Annotated in this window: 15 protein-coding genes; 2 read left to right on the top strand and 13 right to left on the bottom strand. The window is 56.1% G+C overall.

The features are described from left to right. Positions 1 to 2: 2 nt before the first annotated feature. The 7 genes from fliL to fliF all read right to left on the bottom strand — a co-directional run bounded on the left by fliL (position 3) and on the right by fliF (position 6,979). On the bottom strand, positions 3 to 470 hold the full coding sequence (fliL, locus tag FDX22_RS13365) for a flagellar basal body-associated protein FliL (RefSeq protein WP_115258829.1): 468 nt from the start codon (positions 468 to 470) through the stop codon (positions 3 to 5). Positions 471 to 574: 104 nt separating this feature from the next. Continuing rightward, positions 575 to 1,789, bottom strand: a complete 1,215-nt coding sequence (fliK, locus tag FDX22_RS13370) for a flagellar hook length control protein FliK (protein WP_146717317.1) — start codon at positions 1,787 to 1,789, stop codon at positions 575 to 577. Next, a complete protein-coding gene (gene fliJ / locus FDX22_RS13375; RefSeq protein ID WP_115258827.1) occupies positions 1,786 to 2,229 on the bottom strand; it encodes a flagellar export protein FliJ in 444 nt (147 codons plus the stop codon). Before fliJ ends, fliK begins: the two co-directional genes overlap by 4 nt. Before the next feature lie 21 nt (positions 2,230 to 2,250). After that, positions 2,251 to 3,621: a flagellar protein export ATPase FliI gene (gene fliI, locus FDX22_RS13380; protein WP_115258826.1), complete on the bottom strand. Its 1,371-nt coding sequence runs from the start codon at positions 3,619 to 3,621 to the stop codon at positions 2,251 to 2,253. Then, positions 3,621 to 4,328: a flagellar assembly protein FliH gene (gene fliH / locus FDX22_RS13385; protein WP_115258825.1), complete on the bottom strand. Its 708-nt coding sequence runs from the start codon at positions 4,326 to 4,328 to the stop codon at positions 3,621 to 3,623. Before fliH ends, fliI begins: the two co-directional genes overlap by 1 nt. After that, on the bottom strand, positions 4,321 to 5,316 hold the full coding sequence (gene fliG, locus FDX22_RS13390) for a flagellar motor switch protein FliG (RefSeq protein ID WP_048211311.1): 996 nt from the start codon (positions 5,314 to 5,316) through the stop codon (positions 4,321 to 4,323). Before fliG ends, fliH begins: the two co-directional genes overlap by 8 nt. Beyond that, entirely contained in the window at positions 5,309 to 6,979 is a 1,671-nt protein-coding gene (gene fliF / locus FDX22_RS13395; RefSeq protein WP_115258824.1) for a flagellar basal-body MS-ring/collar protein FliF, read from the bottom strand. Before fliF ends, fliG begins: the two co-directional genes overlap by 8 nt. A 216-nt stretch (positions 6,980 to 7,195) precedes the next feature. On the opposite strand from fliF, the gene fliE reads away from it, so the two are divergent. After that, positions 7,196 to 7,510, top strand: a complete 315-nt coding sequence (gene fliE / locus FDX22_RS13400) for a flagellar hook-basal body complex protein FliE (RefSeq protein WP_045444321.1) — start codon at positions 7,196 to 7,198, stop codon at positions 7,508 to 7,510. Positions 7,511 to 7,564: 54 nt separating this feature from the next. Here fliE and yedF read toward each other — a convergent pair whose 3' ends face one another. Both yedF and yedE read right to left on the bottom strand, forming a co-directional pair. Continuing rightward, on the bottom strand, positions 7,565 to 7,798 hold the full coding sequence (gene yedF / locus FDX22_RS13405; protein ID WP_000790504.1) for a sulfurtransferase-like selenium metabolism protein YedF: 234 nt from the start codon (positions 7,796 to 7,798) through the stop codon (positions 7,565 to 7,567). Then, the gene (gene yedE / locus FDX22_RS13410) at positions 7,795 to 9,063 is read right to left on the bottom strand and encodes a selenium metabolism membrane protein YedE/FdhT (protein WP_370317232.1); all 1,269 of its coding nucleotides are present in this window, start codon (positions 9,061 to 9,063) and stop codon (positions 7,795 to 7,797) included. Before yedE ends, yedF begins: the two co-directional genes overlap by 4 nt. A gap of 122 nt (positions 9,064 to 9,185) precedes the next feature. On the opposite strand from yedE, the gene yedD reads away from it, so the two are divergent. After that, entirely contained in the window at positions 9,186 to 9,599 is a 414-nt protein-coding gene (yedD, locus tag FDX22_RS13415; RefSeq protein ID WP_096757505.1) for a lipoprotein YedD, read from the top strand. Positions 9,600 to 9,639: 40 nt separating this feature from the next. Here the strand turns inward: yedD and amyA are convergent, their stop codons facing one another. The 4 genes from amyA to fliD all read right to left on the bottom strand — a co-directional run bounded on the left by amyA (position 9,640) and on the right by fliD (position 13,390). Then, on the bottom strand, positions 9,640 to 11,127 hold the full coding sequence (gene amyA / locus FDX22_RS13420) for an alpha-amylase (RefSeq protein WP_146717319.1): 1,488 nt from the start codon (positions 11,125 to 11,127) through the stop codon (positions 9,640 to 9,642). A 71-nt stretch (positions 11,128 to 11,198) separates the two neighbouring features. Further along, on the bottom strand, positions 11,199 to 11,567 hold the full coding sequence (fliT, locus tag FDX22_RS13425; protein ID WP_146717320.1) for a flagella biosynthesis regulatory protein FliT: 369 nt from the start codon (positions 11,565 to 11,567) through the stop codon (positions 11,199 to 11,201). Continuing rightward, the gene (gene fliS / locus FDX22_RS13430; RefSeq protein ID WP_146717321.1) at positions 11,567 to 11,974 is read right to left on the bottom strand and encodes a flagellar export chaperone FliS; all 408 of its coding nucleotides are present in this window, start codon (positions 11,972 to 11,974) and stop codon (positions 11,567 to 11,569) included. Before fliS ends, fliT begins: the two co-directional genes overlap by 1 nt. Before the next feature lie 15 nt (positions 11,975 to 11,989). Further along, positions 11,990 to 13,390, bottom strand: a complete 1,401-nt coding sequence (gene fliD, locus FDX22_RS13435; protein ID WP_146717322.1) for a flagellar filament capping protein FliD — start codon at positions 13,388 to 13,390, stop codon at positions 11,990 to 11,992. Between the last annotated feature and the right edge of the window lie 47 nt (positions 13,391 to 13,437).

Here is a 13,437-nt window from a genome sequence, read left to right on the forward strand (position 1 = left end):
CTTTACCGCAGAATAAAAGCTGTATAAAGAACGTCGGTGACAACCTGTTTCGGCTGCCCGACAACGAGCGGAGTCGCGAGCGTCTCTTTGATGGCGGCGATCAACTGCTGTTTACCTTGCTCGGTGGCGAGCGTGGCGGCATTCTGACGCGAAAACAGCAGCAGCAGACGGCTGCGTACTTCCGGCAGATATTCGCTCAGACGCGCGCGCGTCGCTTCGTCTTTCATACGCAGCGTGACCCCGATATACAGCACGCGATCCGCATCACCCAGATTGACGGTAAATGTATCCAGCGCAAAAAACACCGGGGCTGGCGGTGGGGCCGGTTCCGCGCTAACGCTGGCGGACGGCTGCTGCTGCATACGCCAGTAGCTATATCCCGCAGTTGCGCAGGCGGCGAGGGTAATTAACACCAGCAGAGGGATCCAAATAGCGCGTTTACTCTTTTTGTTAATCGCGGAGTCAGTCATCAGATACGGGCTTCCTGTTTCGGTACAGCTTATGGGCTGATTATCCCGTGTCCTGTCCCCGACAAAGCGTGGAAAAGACGCGGATAATCATGCTACCTCTGGCGTTAGGCGAAGATGTCTACTGCGCCGTCACCGCGCGCGGCGGCTTGCAGCGAGGCCGGGGCGGCCAGAGCGGCGTCATCTTCGCTGGCAAAAATGTCTTGTCCCTGAGTGCGCCCCGCCTGTTGCTGCTGAGCAGAAGACTGCTGCTGGCCAGCGAAGCTTTCGCTGCTGATGCTGCTTTGCCCCAGTTGGATCCCACTTTCAGCCAGCTGAGTCCGCAGCATCGGCAACGCTGCTTCCAGCGCGGCACGCACGTGGCTATGTGGTGACACCATTTGCAATTGCGCCTGGTTGTCATCCAGCTTGAGGGAGATTTGCACCTGGCCCAGGTCCTGTGGATGTAAGCGCAGTTCCGCGCTTTGTTGGCCCTGACGGGTGAACAGCGTGACGTGCTGACTTAGCGATTGCTGCCATTCGTGGCTACCCAGCGGGGCGCTCAGCACCGGTGCGGCTGCAGGGAGCGGCTGCGCGTGCGTTTGCGCCCCAGCCGGTGGCGTGATTGCCGCACCAACGCTTACCGGGGACGGAGTGCTTTCCATCTCCGCGTGGGCGGTTGCCGCCGCCGTCAGTGGGGTTAAAGTAGGATTACGTGTCTGGTCAACGCCAGCGGCGTGCATCGCGCCATCCGCTTTACCTTTTTTCACCTCACCCGAAGTCAGTTCGACGCGGTTATCCGCCGTCCCGCCGGACGAATTGCCGCGCAACAGTGTGGCCAGGGTGGAGTCTGCCGGGGCGGATGCGGTTTCACCGACGGGCGTGGTGATGGGCTGGCCCGGCAGCATCGCAAATAGTGCGCTCAGGTTCGCCAGATCCTCATCGCTGAGCGTGGTGGTCTTATCATCGTGTGGCGCGGCTTTGCCTGTCGCTGTCAGGGCATTCACCTTCAGCGACGGCGTGAGTGCCGACAGCAATTGCTGGGCATCGGTCAGGTCGGCAAGTGTCGCGTCCGTGATCCCGCCTTTTTGTGCCAGCAGATCCGTAATTTTCGCCGCCTGGCCGTTATCGCCCTGTGCTTGCAGCAACCCTTTTTGCAGTTTGCCACCCGCAGCCTGAAGATCGGCCAGCGACAGCGGGGCATCTTTTCCCTGTGCGTCGCCCGCGCCTAATGCGCCAGCCAGTAGGGCTAAAAAATTCTCGGGTGAATCAACCGCCTTTCCTGATTGAAGCCCTGCGGTGACGTCGGTGTCGGTAGTAATCAGTTGGGGTAACGTAATCATTCGGGTTTCCTCATAGCTGCGCGCTGAGCAAATTCATCCATTTTTTTCTGATCCAGGCGGTTTTCAGCCAGTAAAGCCGCCGTGGTCTGTCGGTCCTGTAGAGTTTTCCAGGCCTGCAGTCGTTGTTTTTTATCGCGCCAGCTGCTCAGCGCCAGGTCAACTTTCTGCGTCCACTGATTCAGCTGTTGGCGATGCTGGTCTATTGCTTTTTCCAGCGTCTGAATAAATTGCTGGTAGTTGATCCAGCGGTTACTGGTGATCCCCTGACCCATATCGCTATTAAGATTGGTGCGATACTCGTGCTGGTAGTCGATCAGCATCTTTAACTGTTCTTCTGCCTGCTGACAGCCGCGCCGCATTTCGCCTAATAAGATAGCGGCGTCATCGACCTCTTTTTCAGCCAGATCTTTTAGTGTTGCCAGTGCACCATGTTGTGCCATGACCTATGCTCTCCTGCTTAATCACACCCCAGGGAAAATCAGATCCAGCGCCTGCAGGGAATCTTCCCAGTCGGCCCGTTCAAAGATCCCTTGCTGTAAAAATGCCTCCAGCTGCGGCCATAAGGTGATGGCTTTATCCAGCATCGGGTCGCTGCCTTTTGCATATGCGCCCACGCTGACTAAATCACGGTTACGCTGGAAACTGGACAGCAGCTGTTTAAAATTACGCACCCGCGCATAGTGTTTTTCGCTGATGAGCGAGGTCATTGCACGGCTGATTGAGGCTTCGATATCAATGGCCGGATAATGACCCGCCTCCGCCAGGTGACGGGACAGCACGATGTGTCCGTCGAGGATCGCACGAGCGGAATCGGCAATCGGATCCTGCTGGTCATCGCCCTCGGTCAGCACGGTATAAAATGCGGTAACCGAACCGCCGCCGTGAATACCGTTCCCGGCACGTTCCACCAGCGCCGGTAATTTGGCGAACACCGATGGCGGATAGCCTTTGGTGGCGGGCGGTTCACCGATAGCCAGCGCGATTTCACGCTGTGCCATCGCGTAGCGGGTGAGGGAGTCCATAATCAGCAGGACGTGCTGCCCGCGATCGCGAAAATCTTCGGCAATACGCGTGGCATAGGCGGCGCCCTGCATACGTAATAATGGGGAGACGTCCGCAGGGGCGGCAATCACCACCGAGCGTGCGCGACCGTCGGCACCGAGAATATTTTCGATAAAATCTTTTACTTCACGACCACGTTCGCCAATCAGCCCAACGACAATGACATCGGCTTGGGTATAGCGCGCCATCATGCCGAGCAGGACGCTTTTACCCACGCCGGAACCGGCGAACAGGCCCATACGCTGGCCGCGACCGACGGTTAGCAGCGCATTGATGGGCCGCACACCGGTATCCAGCACGTGCTCAATGGCGGTACGTTGTAGCGGGTTAAACGGTGGTGTAATTAACGCCCCGGTTTCCGTGGTGTCGGGCGCAGGCAGACCGTCGAGTGGTTTTCCGCTGCCGTCGAGCACGCGACCAAGCAGGGCGGGGCCTAGCGGCAACTGCTTGCCACTTTGCAGGCCTTCACCGGCAATGTTTTTTGCGTAAACACGTGCGCCAGGCAGAACGCCTTCGACTTCTTCGAGCGGCATCAAAAACAGACGCTGGCCGTTAAAACCGACCACTTCGCTTTCGACTTCCTGAGTGTCGTTGCCGTTTTGACGCTCAATCACGCAGGTGGCGCCCAGCGGCAGCTGTAAACCTGTAGCTTCCAGCACCAGGCCGGTGGCGCGGGTCAAACGCCCGTAGCGTCGTACCGATGGCAGCAGCGACATTTTCTCTTCGAAGTTATCCAGCGAGGTGAGCCAGCGGGTCAGACGGGTGGTCATTATACGACTCCCGGTGCGGCCAGACGGCAGAGTTCCTGCCAGCGCGTAGCGACGCTGGCATCCAAATCGCCTTCGTCGGCCGAGACTTTACACCCGCCATGATGCAGGGTTGGGTCGCCGCGCAGTCGCCAGCCGTGCAGGCTGAGGGTGGCGCCGAGCATCTCTTCCACGCGTTGGAGATCGTCCGGATGCACACGCAGTTGGGGTTTGCCGCTAAACAGCGGTTCCTGCTGCAGCAGCTGTTGGATTTGTTTAATCAGCGCGGCGTTATCGACGATCGGCGTCTGACCAATCACCTGACGTGCGGCTTCCAGTGCCATTTGCATCAGGCGCGAGGCAATCACGCTGTCCAGCGCATCCAGCGTATTTTGAAACTCGCTCACCAGTTGCTGCATGCGGGCGTGAATCGGCGCATGCTGCGCCCGGGCCTGCGTCTGACCTTGCTCCAGCCCCTGCGCTAACCCATCCTGATAACCCTGCTCATGGCCTTTTTGCCGACCTTCAGCCAGGCCGGCGTTATAGCCTTGTTCATGCGCCTGCAACTGCAGTTGTGCCAGCTTTTGTTCAAGCTGTTGTTCAGCGGACAGCTGTGGTTCTTCTGTGTCGTCCGTCGGCAAGGGGCTGCTGTCATCGGCCAGCACGAACGCCGCCATCGGTGGCGCGAGGTCGTCCGGGGTCCAGACTTTCCACGGCAGGTCGTTAGACATAGGTATCCTCGCCGCTGCCGATCACCATCTCGCCGGTTTCCGCCAGGCGACGTACAATCAGCAGAATCGCTTTCTGTTCGTTTTCTACCTGCGACAGACGTACCGGACCACGGTTGGCGAGGTCATCGCGCAGAATATCGGCGGCACGTTGCGACATATTGCGCAGGAACTTCTCGCGTAGCGGCTGTTCGGCACCTTTCAGGGCGATCAGCAGCGACTCGGAATCCACTTCCTGCAGCAGGCGCTGGATACTGCGGTCGTCGACGTCCACCAGGTTTTCGAACAGGAACATCTCGTCGATAATTTTCTGTGCCAGTTCGCCGTCGAATTCGCGCACGGCGGTAATGACCGCTTCTTCCTGCTGCGTTTTCATCAGGTTGATAATCTCTGCTGCCGTTCTCACGCCGCCCATTTTGCTGCGCTTCAGGTTCTGGCCGTCGAGCAGGCCGTTCAGCACTTCGGTCAGCTCCGCCAGCGCGGCCGGCTGCACGCCGCCGAAGGTGGCAATACGTAACATCACATCGTGGCGTAAACGCTCGTCGAACAGCGCCAGAATATCGGCCGCCTGGCCCCGTTTGAGGTGTACCAGAATCGTGGCGATGATCTGCGGATGCTCGTCGCGAATAAGGTCGGCGGCGCTTTGCGGCTCCATAAAGTTGAGCGTTTCGATGCCGCTGGTGGTATCGCGGGTTTCCAGAATATCTTCCAGCAGGCTGGAGGCGCGCTCTTCACCCAGCGCTTTCACCAGCACCGAGCGCAGATATTCGTTGGCGTTAATGTTCAGCGCCGCAAACTGCTCGGCTTCTTGTTCAAACTCGGCCAGCACCTCGGTGAGTTGCTTGTTGGAAATCTGGCGCACGTTGGCCATCGCCGTACTGAGGGCCTGCACTTCACGCGTGGAAAGATGTTTAAACACCTCCGCCGCGCGATCTTCGCCAATGGTCATCAGTAAAATGACGCTTTTATCGGTGCCGCTAAGATTACTCATGTTCGTTATTCATCCACTGGCGGATGACCAGCGCCACAACGCGCGGATCGTTATCTGACATTTCACGAATACGCTGGCTCATGACTTCTGCGCCCAAGCGCTGGTTCGTACGACGCTGCTGGGTCTGCTCGTCTTTGCTGAGACGAACTTCTACCGCTTCTTCGGTTTCCTGACGAACGCGCGTTTGTTCCTGCGCGACTTTCGCCTCTTCGCTACGGCGGACCAGTTGCGGACGAACGGCTTTACGCCACAGTATCCAGGCCACCAGCAGTACCAGTAACCAGCGTCCGGCAATCATCAACTGCTCAATAAAGGACTGCTGTTGCCAGAATGGCAGCTCGCCGCCCGCGTCGTCGGTTGCCGTGAAGGGTGAGTTCACCACGTTCAGGGTATCGCCGCGCTTGTCGGAGAAGCCCATGGCTTCGCGGGTCAGATCCTCAATTTGCTTCATCTGATCGGCGCTCAGCGGCAGCGGTTTACCGTCCGGCAAGGTTTTATAATTGATCACCACCGCCACGGAGAGACGCTGCACGTCGCCGACGTTCATTTTGGTATGACGAATGGTGCGGTCGACTTCATAGTTGCTGGTTTCATTGCGCTGAGTACTACGTGGGCCGGTATTCGCGTTATTGGCTGTCTGCGTGGTTTGCGCATTTTGCTGATTAGCCGGTGGTGTATTGATAGGCGCAGTATTCGCCGGCGCAGGCTGATTCGACAGGGCGCCCGGTACGCCGCCCGGTGCGCCGCTTCCTATCTGCTCGCTGACGTTGAGCTGGCGCGAACGCAGTACAGCCTGCGATTCATCACCATTCGGGCTGTACTGTTCTTCGGTTTGCTCTTTATTGGCAAAATCCAGCTGTGCGGTGACCTGCGCGTGGACGTTACCGTTACCGACGATCGGTGACAGGATCGATTCGATACGACGCTGAACGCGGCCTTCGACGTCGCTGGCGTATTTCAGCTGCGCATCGTTCAGGTCACGGCTGCTGGTGTTCGACTGGGTTAACAGATGACCGGCCTGATCGACCAGCGTGACGTTACCCGGCGGTAAACCGGCCACGGCGCTGGAGACCAGATGGGTAACCGCGCTAATTTGACCTTCATCCAGCGCCCGACCCGGTTCCAGATTTACGGTAACGGAGGCGGAAGGGGATTTTTGCTCACGGACAAATAATGAAGGTTTCGGCATGGCCAGATGGACGCGGGCGCGTTTAACCGGTCCGAGCGTTTCAATGGTGCGGGCCAGTTCGCCTTCCAGTGCACGCTGGTAATTCACCTGTTCGCTAAACTGGCTGATACCAAACTTTTCCTGGTCCAGCAGTTCAAAGCCCACCGCGCCGCCTTTCGGCAGACCTTGCTGGGCCAGACGCAAACGCAGTTCATGTACTTTATCCGCGGGAACTTCGATGGCGCCGCTTCCCTCGGTGAAACGATAGGGCACGTTCATCTGCGTCAGTTGGGTGACGATGGCGCCCCCGTCCTGATCGGAGAGGTTGCTGAACAGCGTGCGGTAATCTGGCGCTTTGGCCCACAGGACCATCGCTACGACGATCGCGACGGCAGCCGCGCCCGCCACAATCAGAGGGATTCTGGGATTCGCACGCAGGCGATTTAACCACTCGAGAGGTTTCAGTGGGGTTGCAGTCGATGCTGTCGCACTCATCTCGCACCTCGTGGATTATCGTGGACGGCGTTTTTTGCAAAGTGGAACAAGACTCACTCCCGGGTCAGCAAACTCGAAAAATTGACCGTCACATTATTTGCGGTTTTAAATTTTTCTATGCGCCAAAAACCGGGGGTTTTTATCGTTATTTAGCGCCTTTATCTTATTGACGAACTGGTAATCTCTGCTACGTAAAAAATCATCCAGGGGATCAGAATGTCGGCAATACAGGGGATTGAAGGGGTCATCAGCCAGCTACAGGCCACGGCGACGTCAGCAAAGATGCAGGATATGCAGCCACAACCGACCGTGAGCTTTGCCGGTCAGCTGCATGCGGCGTTGGACCGCATCAGTGATGTGCAAACCGCATCTCGCGTGCAGGCAGAAAAATTTACCCTGGGTGAGCCGGGCATTGCGCTGAATGATGTGATGACCGATATGCAAAAAGCCTCGGTCTCTATGCAGATGGGGATTCAGGTGCGTAACAAGCTGGTGTCGGCGTATCAGGAAGTGATGTCCATGCAGGTGTAGGGACAACGTGCAGAAAATGTAGGCCGGATAAGCGCAACGCTATCCGGCAAACACTTACTTCTGAATCAAATAACGAATGGTTGGCCCATCCTGCTGAATATCCAGCACCGTATAGCCGTGATTACGTGCATCCAGCGGAATATTATTGATCGACTGCGGGCAGTCACTCACCACTTCCAGAATTTCACCTTTCTTCAACTGCGGCATCGCTTCCAGCGTGGCGACAGCCGGGTAGGGACACGGTTCACCCACCATGTCCAGACGGTAATCAGGGACGATATTTTTCATGCGGATTCCTTAGCAGGCGTTAGCCCTGCACGGCGGAAGAAACGTTTTTCCCAGCCAATGATGAGCATCAGTGCGGCAAACAACAGCAGATAGGTCACCAGCAGGCCGCCGAGCGGACCGAAGGTGTTGAGCAGGTTCACTTTATCCCAGCTGGTGGCAAGCGCTGGGGCGAAGTCATCCCAGTAGTAGGCCAGAATAGTCGAGCCGATTACGTTGCCCAGACCGACCCACCAGTAATGCACCTGACCTTCGACCGCGCGGTACATCCAGCCGGTTTCACACCCGCCCGCCAGCACGATGCCGAAGCCAAACAGCAAGCCGCCGATCACCGCGTTGGGACCGGCCCACATGATCTTCGCCTCCACGCCCAGTTGCACGTAGCTGAAGATACCGATAGCGCTGACCGCCATGCCGAAGATAATGGCTTTTGCCATATGGGTGCGCCCGGAAATCCACAGGTCGCGAAATGCCGAGGTGAAACAGATTTGCGCCCGTTCAATCAACAGACCGAATCCCACGCCGAACAGCATGGCTAACCCGAGCTTGGGTTTATCCATGGCGGCGAGCAGCGCCCAGCCGATCATGCCGATAAACACCAGCATGCCGAGGCGAAAACGCCGACGCGCCTGCTCCGGTTTTTGCGTCAGCGGCGAGGCGGCAGAGACTTTCTGCATTTTGACCGGAATACGGAACATCGGCAGCAGGGTGAAGCGTGCGCCAAACCATGAGCCAATTGCGGTGGCCAGCGCAAAGAACCACGCATGCAGGGAGAACTGTGGGATCCCGGTGAAGAACGCCGCGAGGTTACAGCCCATCGCCAGACGCGCGCCGAAACCGGCGATCATCCCGCCGATAATGGCCTGCATAATACGCACCCGGCTACGCGGCATACGTAATTTCACGTTGTTGGCCCACAGTGCCGCCGCAAAGCAGCCGCCGAACATGCCGAGGATCATCATGCCGTCGATACGGGTTAACGGAGAGCCTTCGAGGTGGATCAGTTTGTAGTAACCCCACTCTTCGGCGTGAACGCCAAATAACTGCAGGACTTGACCGCCCCAGCGAGTAAATTCGCCGGTTACCGCCCAGAAGGTTCCCGTAATGCCGAAATAGTAAGTGGAGAGAATACCCGCCGCGATGACCGCGGGGGCAGGGGCCCAAAATTTAATTAACCAGGCCTGTTTGAAGTGTTGCCATGACATGCGTTTTGCCTCTGAACTCAGAAGGTATGTAACAAGAAGTGTGGATATTACACCGATCCACATTTTTGCCTATCAGTAATAAGAAGTAATCCCGACGGGATCAATCTTTATCCGCCGCCGCGAAAGGCTGGCGACATCAGGGGTTTAATGCCACAATCCCCTTTTCTTCGCATGCAGGATGAATGATGAAAAAATTAGCAATCGTTGGTGCATTTCTGCTTCTTAGCGGATGCGCCGAAGTTGAAAATTATAACGAAGTGGTAAAAACCCCCGCGCCCGCCGGTCTGGAAGGCTACTGGCAGTCGAAAGGTCCGCAGCGCAAGCTGGTGAGTCCGGAAGCTATCGCCTCGCTGGTGGTGACCAAAGAGGGCGATACGCTGGATTGTCGCCAGTGGCAGCGGGTGATTGCGCTACCGGGGAAACTGACGATGCTCTCCGGCGATCTCACAAACGTGACGGTGAAGCGTGAGCTGTATGAGATTGAGCGCGAAGGTAATACGCTGGAATATGACGGGATGACGCTGCAACGGGTCGATCGCCCAACGCAGGAATGCGCCGAAGTGTTACAGAAAACGCCGTTGGCCACGCCGCTGCCGTAAGCGTTAAACCCCGGTAGCCCGCTGCTACCGGGGAAGTCCATTACAACACCTCTTCAATCACCCACACGCTGACGCTGCCGCCGTTGCAGAAAAACGTCGCTTCGCCGTGTTCATCGGTGACCACGCTTTCTTCGCGATTCCCCAGATAGTCACGCCAGGTTTTATTGCCGTAGTTCGCGCCAAGCGCAATGCTTTTTTCGCCGTCATCGCCGTTGGACAACACCACCACACAGCCGGGGTCGTCGTCGGTACCGCTGCGGCTAAAGGCGATACAATTCGGATGATCAAAATACAGCGTTTGTACGCCGTGGGCGAAACGCTGACGGGCCAGAATCAGTTCATCAAGCTGCTCAATGATCGGCATGTCGATGGGATAGGTTTGTCCATCCCCGCCGGTATCTTCATAGTGCGCGCCGTACAGATCGGGGTAGAATACCGACGGCACGCCGTTTTCGCGCAGCAGGATTAGCGCGTAGGCCAGCGGCTTAAACCACGGCTCGACCGGGGCCTCCAGCGCCTGTAGCGGTTGGGTGTCGTGATTGGCGACCAGCGTCACCGCATGGAACGGATCGGCTTCCACCAGCGTATCGGTGAAGATCTGGCTCATGTCATAATCGCGTCCCTGACGTGAAGCCTCGTGAAACTTCATCTGCAGGGGGGCGTCGAACAACATGGTTTTCCCCTCCACCTGGTCGATGTAGTTTTGCAGTTTGTCGACCTCGTGGGACCAGTATTCAGCGACGATAAACAGCGGTTTGGGTGCCACCTCCTGCACGTGTTCGATCCACTCTTTATAAAACCAGGCCGGAATATGCTTGACGGCATCGAGGCGAAAACCGTCGCACTGGGTTTGCTCCATCACCCAGCGTGCCCAGTATTTGATCTCCTCGGTGACGGCGTGGTTACGAAAATCAATATTTTCGCCCATCAGATAATCAAAGTTGCCGAGCTCGTCATCCACCTGATCGTTCCAGCCTTCTCCGGTGTAATCATTGACGATTTTGAAAATGCCGTCTTCGGTGGGGTTCTCAATATGGTCGATGCCGCTGAAGCATTTGAAGTCCCAGACAAACTGCGAGTACTGACCCGCGCGGGCCGGGAAGGTGTAGCGCGTCCAGGCCTCGCATTCGACAATCTCATCGTCAATCTGCGTGCGGTCATCGGCGTTTACGCGCTGGACGCGAATGCATTCTTTCTCATCGGCCCCCATTTTGTGATTGACCACCACGTCCAGCAGTACCGCAATGTCGTTGTGTTTTAGCGCATCAATGGCGGCCAGCAGCTGGTTTTTATCACCGTACTTGGTGGCGACGGTGCCTTTTTGGTCGAACTCGCCGAGGTCAAACAGATCGTATGAGTCATAGCCAACGGAATAGCCGCCGGACGCGCCTTTATAGGCAGGAGGCAGCCACACCATATTAATGCCGATATCGTTGAGGCCGCCTGCGCGTGCGGCAAGTTCGGGCCACAGCTGACCGCCCTCAGGGTAATACCAGTGGAAGTACTGCAATAACGTGGGATTTTTCATCTTCCGTGCTCCAGACGCCGTTTGGCTGACCTCTGGAGTATGGAAGATTATTCAGGCGAGGCAGGAAAAAATTACGGTGTGGTGGGGGCGTCGGGTACCAGCAGCATACCGGAAAGACGGCCATAGGCATTATTCAACGTCTTCTGACGGGTCGACTGACCAATAAGCCCACTGAGTTCATCCAGTCGCTGTTGCAGCAACGCCTTGAGTAATTGTTCGTTATCCAGCGTCTGTTTAATATACCCGGCCACGATGTCCTGAACGCTTCGCGTAATGCCCGGTGGAGTTTCGTCTTCCATGACCACTTCAATACTTTGCAGATAGCTAACTTCCTGTTCCAGTAAAAGGTCCCATTCACCGCGCTGCGCCAGTTCCAGCAGCGAGTGACTGAGTAGCGCGATGCGCTGCCAACGGTTGACGAACTCCACGGCTGAGGTCATTAACGAGACTCCTGGGACGATGCTTTGGGTGAGATCTGTTTCCAGGCATCCGCAATGTTGCTGAGCAACCCTTCGACTTCTTCAATGGCCTGACTGTCATTGCGCAAATTCGCTTGCAGCAGACGGCGGACCATATAGTCATAAAGCGCTGACAGATTGGTGGCGATTTCGCCGCCATTGTCCTGATCCAGACCCGCCTTCAGGCCATTATCGATGATATTAATGGCCTTGCTTAAGGCCTCGCCTTTGGCGACGGTATCACCCTGTTGCATAAACAGGCGAGCGCGCACCAGGGCGCTGTGTGCGCCATCAAACAACATTTCGATCAGCTGATGCGGGCTGGCGCTCATTACGGCGCTTTCCACACTGACCTGTGCATAGGCTTTGGTACCGCTCGCGGTATACATGCTTACCTCGTGTTATCAGGATTTATTCATCGCTGTAAATTGTTGGCCCAGATAGGTACTGGTGTTATTCAATTTGCTCATCATGCTATCAAGCTGGGTAAACTGTGCCGTGTAGCGCGCAACCATGTCATCAATACTGGCGCTGACGGAGAGGTATTGCTTGGTCAGTTTTTTCAGCGTCGAGTTAATGCTGTCTTGCGCATTGTCGATGATGCCATCGTCCGCCAGGTAACCTTTTACTTCGGCGGCGATTTTGGTGGTGATGCCGGTTTCTTTACCGTCGCCGGCCAACAACTCACGTACTGACGCGGTGTTTTCATCCAGTGCTTTTTTCAGCTTGGTATCGTCGATGGACATTTTGCCGGTCTTGCCATCTTGCTTGATGCCGATTTCATTCAGGGTTTTAAAGGCACCTTCGCTGCCTGAGTTGGCAAACTGTGCGCGAATACCGGTCTGGATGGTACGTACCACACTATCGCCCACCAGGGCGCCGTTGTCTTTATCCTGACCTTCAGCGCCTTGATCGACTTCTTTATACTTGGTCAACGTATTAAAGGTGTCGATCAATGAGTTATAGGCATCGACCCAACCTTTAATCGCTTCGGTTGCTTTTTCATTGCTTTTTGTCACCGTTACGCGTGCGTCGGTGACTTTTTTGGTCAGTTCCAGCGTCACGCCCTGTGGGGCATCGGTTACTTTGTTGCTTTGACGTTCAATATCGATACCGTTCATCGTGAGCTTGGCGTTTTGTGCTTCAACCAACTCAGTCATTTTACCGGTACCGGTTTTGCTGTCGTAGGCCAGCAGATCGTTCAGCTTACTGTCGCCGTCAACGGAGATAGTCATCTTGCTGTCCATACCTTCGGCGGCAGTCAGTACCAGTTTGAACTCACCGTCTTTCACCTTCACGATGCTGGCGGAGATACCGCTGTCGGTATCGTTAATCGCCTTGCTGATATCGTCCAGCGAGGTTTTATCCTGCGACAGTTTAATTTCCAGCGGCTCTTTACGACCCGGCTGTTCAATCTTAATAGTGCGTGTGGCTGACCCATCACCCAGTGCATCTTTGCTGGAGGCTACCGTTTTGGTACTCAGGGACTGCGCCTGTGCCAGCTGCGTTACGCTGATGGTATAAATACCCGGCGCCGCGCCTGCTTCTGTCGTCACTTTTAGATCTTCGGTGCTGCTGGTGACATTACTGCTTCTGAACAGTTCAGGTTTATTTAACGCCGTATTGGCCGTCTGAAATTTTTCCAGCGCGCTTTTTAGCGTACCGTAGGCCGTCAGGCGTGCAGTATTGTCGGTTTGTTGCTGAGTAATAGGATTTAAACGTTTTTTCTCAGCAATAGTCAGGTTGTTTAGCAACGTATCCAGTGGTAAGCCTGAGCCTACGCCCAGTGATGTAAAAGAAGCCATGCCCGATTCCTTGTGATTGCAAACAATTGTTCTGCGGGTTATCGGCA

The organism is Citrobacter sp. TBCS-14 (genome assembly GCF_005280805.1).
Lineage (GTDB): Bacteria > Pseudomonadota > Gammaproteobacteria > Enterobacterales > Enterobacteriaceae > Citrobacter > Citrobacter gillenii.

What these genes read in the sequence shown, in the direction of transcription:
- fliE (WP_045444321.1), top strand. Translation starts at nt 7,196, where the DNA reads ATGTCGGCAATACAGGGGATTGAAGGGGTCATCAGCCAGCTACAGGCC.
- fliH (WP_115258825.1), bottom strand. Translation starts at nt 4,328, where the DNA reads ATGTCTAACGACCTGCCGTGGAAAGTCTGGACCCCGGACGACCTCGCG.
- yedD (WP_096757505.1), top strand. Translation starts at nt 9,186, where the DNA reads ATGAAAAAATTAGCAATCGTTGGTGCATTTCTGCTTCTTAGCGGATGC.
- yedE (WP_370317232.1), bottom strand. Translation starts at nt 9,063, where the DNA reads ATGTGGATCGGTGTAATATCCACACTTCTTGTTACATACCTTCTGAGT.
- fliG (WP_048211311.1), bottom strand. Translation starts at nt 5,316, where the DNA reads ATGAGTAATCTTAGCGGCACCGATAAAAGCGTCATTTTACTGATGACC.
- fliI (WP_115258826.1), bottom strand. Translation starts at nt 3,621, where the DNA reads ATGACCACCCGTCTGACCCGCTGGCTCACCTCGCTGGATAACTTCGAA.
- amyA (WP_146717319.1), bottom strand. Translation starts at nt 11,127, where the DNA reads ATGAAAAATCCCACGTTATTGCAGTACTTCCACTGGTATTACCCTGAG.
- yedF (WP_000790504.1), bottom strand. Translation starts at nt 7,798, where the DNA reads ATGAAAAATATCGTCCCTGATTACCGTCTGGACATGGTGGGTGAACCG.
- fliL (WP_115258829.1), bottom strand. Translation starts at nt 470, where the DNA reads ATGACTGACTCCGCGATTAACAAAAAGAGTAAACGCGCTATTTGGATC.
- fliF (WP_115258824.1), bottom strand. Translation starts at nt 6,979, where the DNA reads ATGAGTGCGACAGCATCGACTGCAACCCCACTGAAACCTCTCGAGTGG.
- fliK (WP_146717317.1), bottom strand. Translation starts at nt 1,789, where the DNA reads ATGATTACGTTACCCCAACTGATTACTACCGACACCGACGTCACCGCA.
- fliS (WP_146717321.1), bottom strand. Translation starts at nt 11,974, where the DNA reads ATGTATACCGCGAGCGGTACCAAAGCCTATGCACAGGTCAGTGTGGAA.
- fliJ (WP_115258827.1), bottom strand. Translation starts at nt 2,229, where the DNA reads ATGGCACAACATGGTGCACTGGCAACACTAAAAGATCTGGCTGAAAAA.
- fliD (WP_146717322.1), bottom strand. Translation starts at nt 13,390, where the DNA reads ATGGCTTCTTTTACATCACTGGGCGTAGGCTCAGGCTTACCACTGGAT.
- fliT (WP_146717320.1), bottom strand. Translation starts at nt 11,567, where the DNA reads ATGACCTCAGCCGTGGAGTTCGTCAACCGTTGGCAGCGCATCGCGCTA.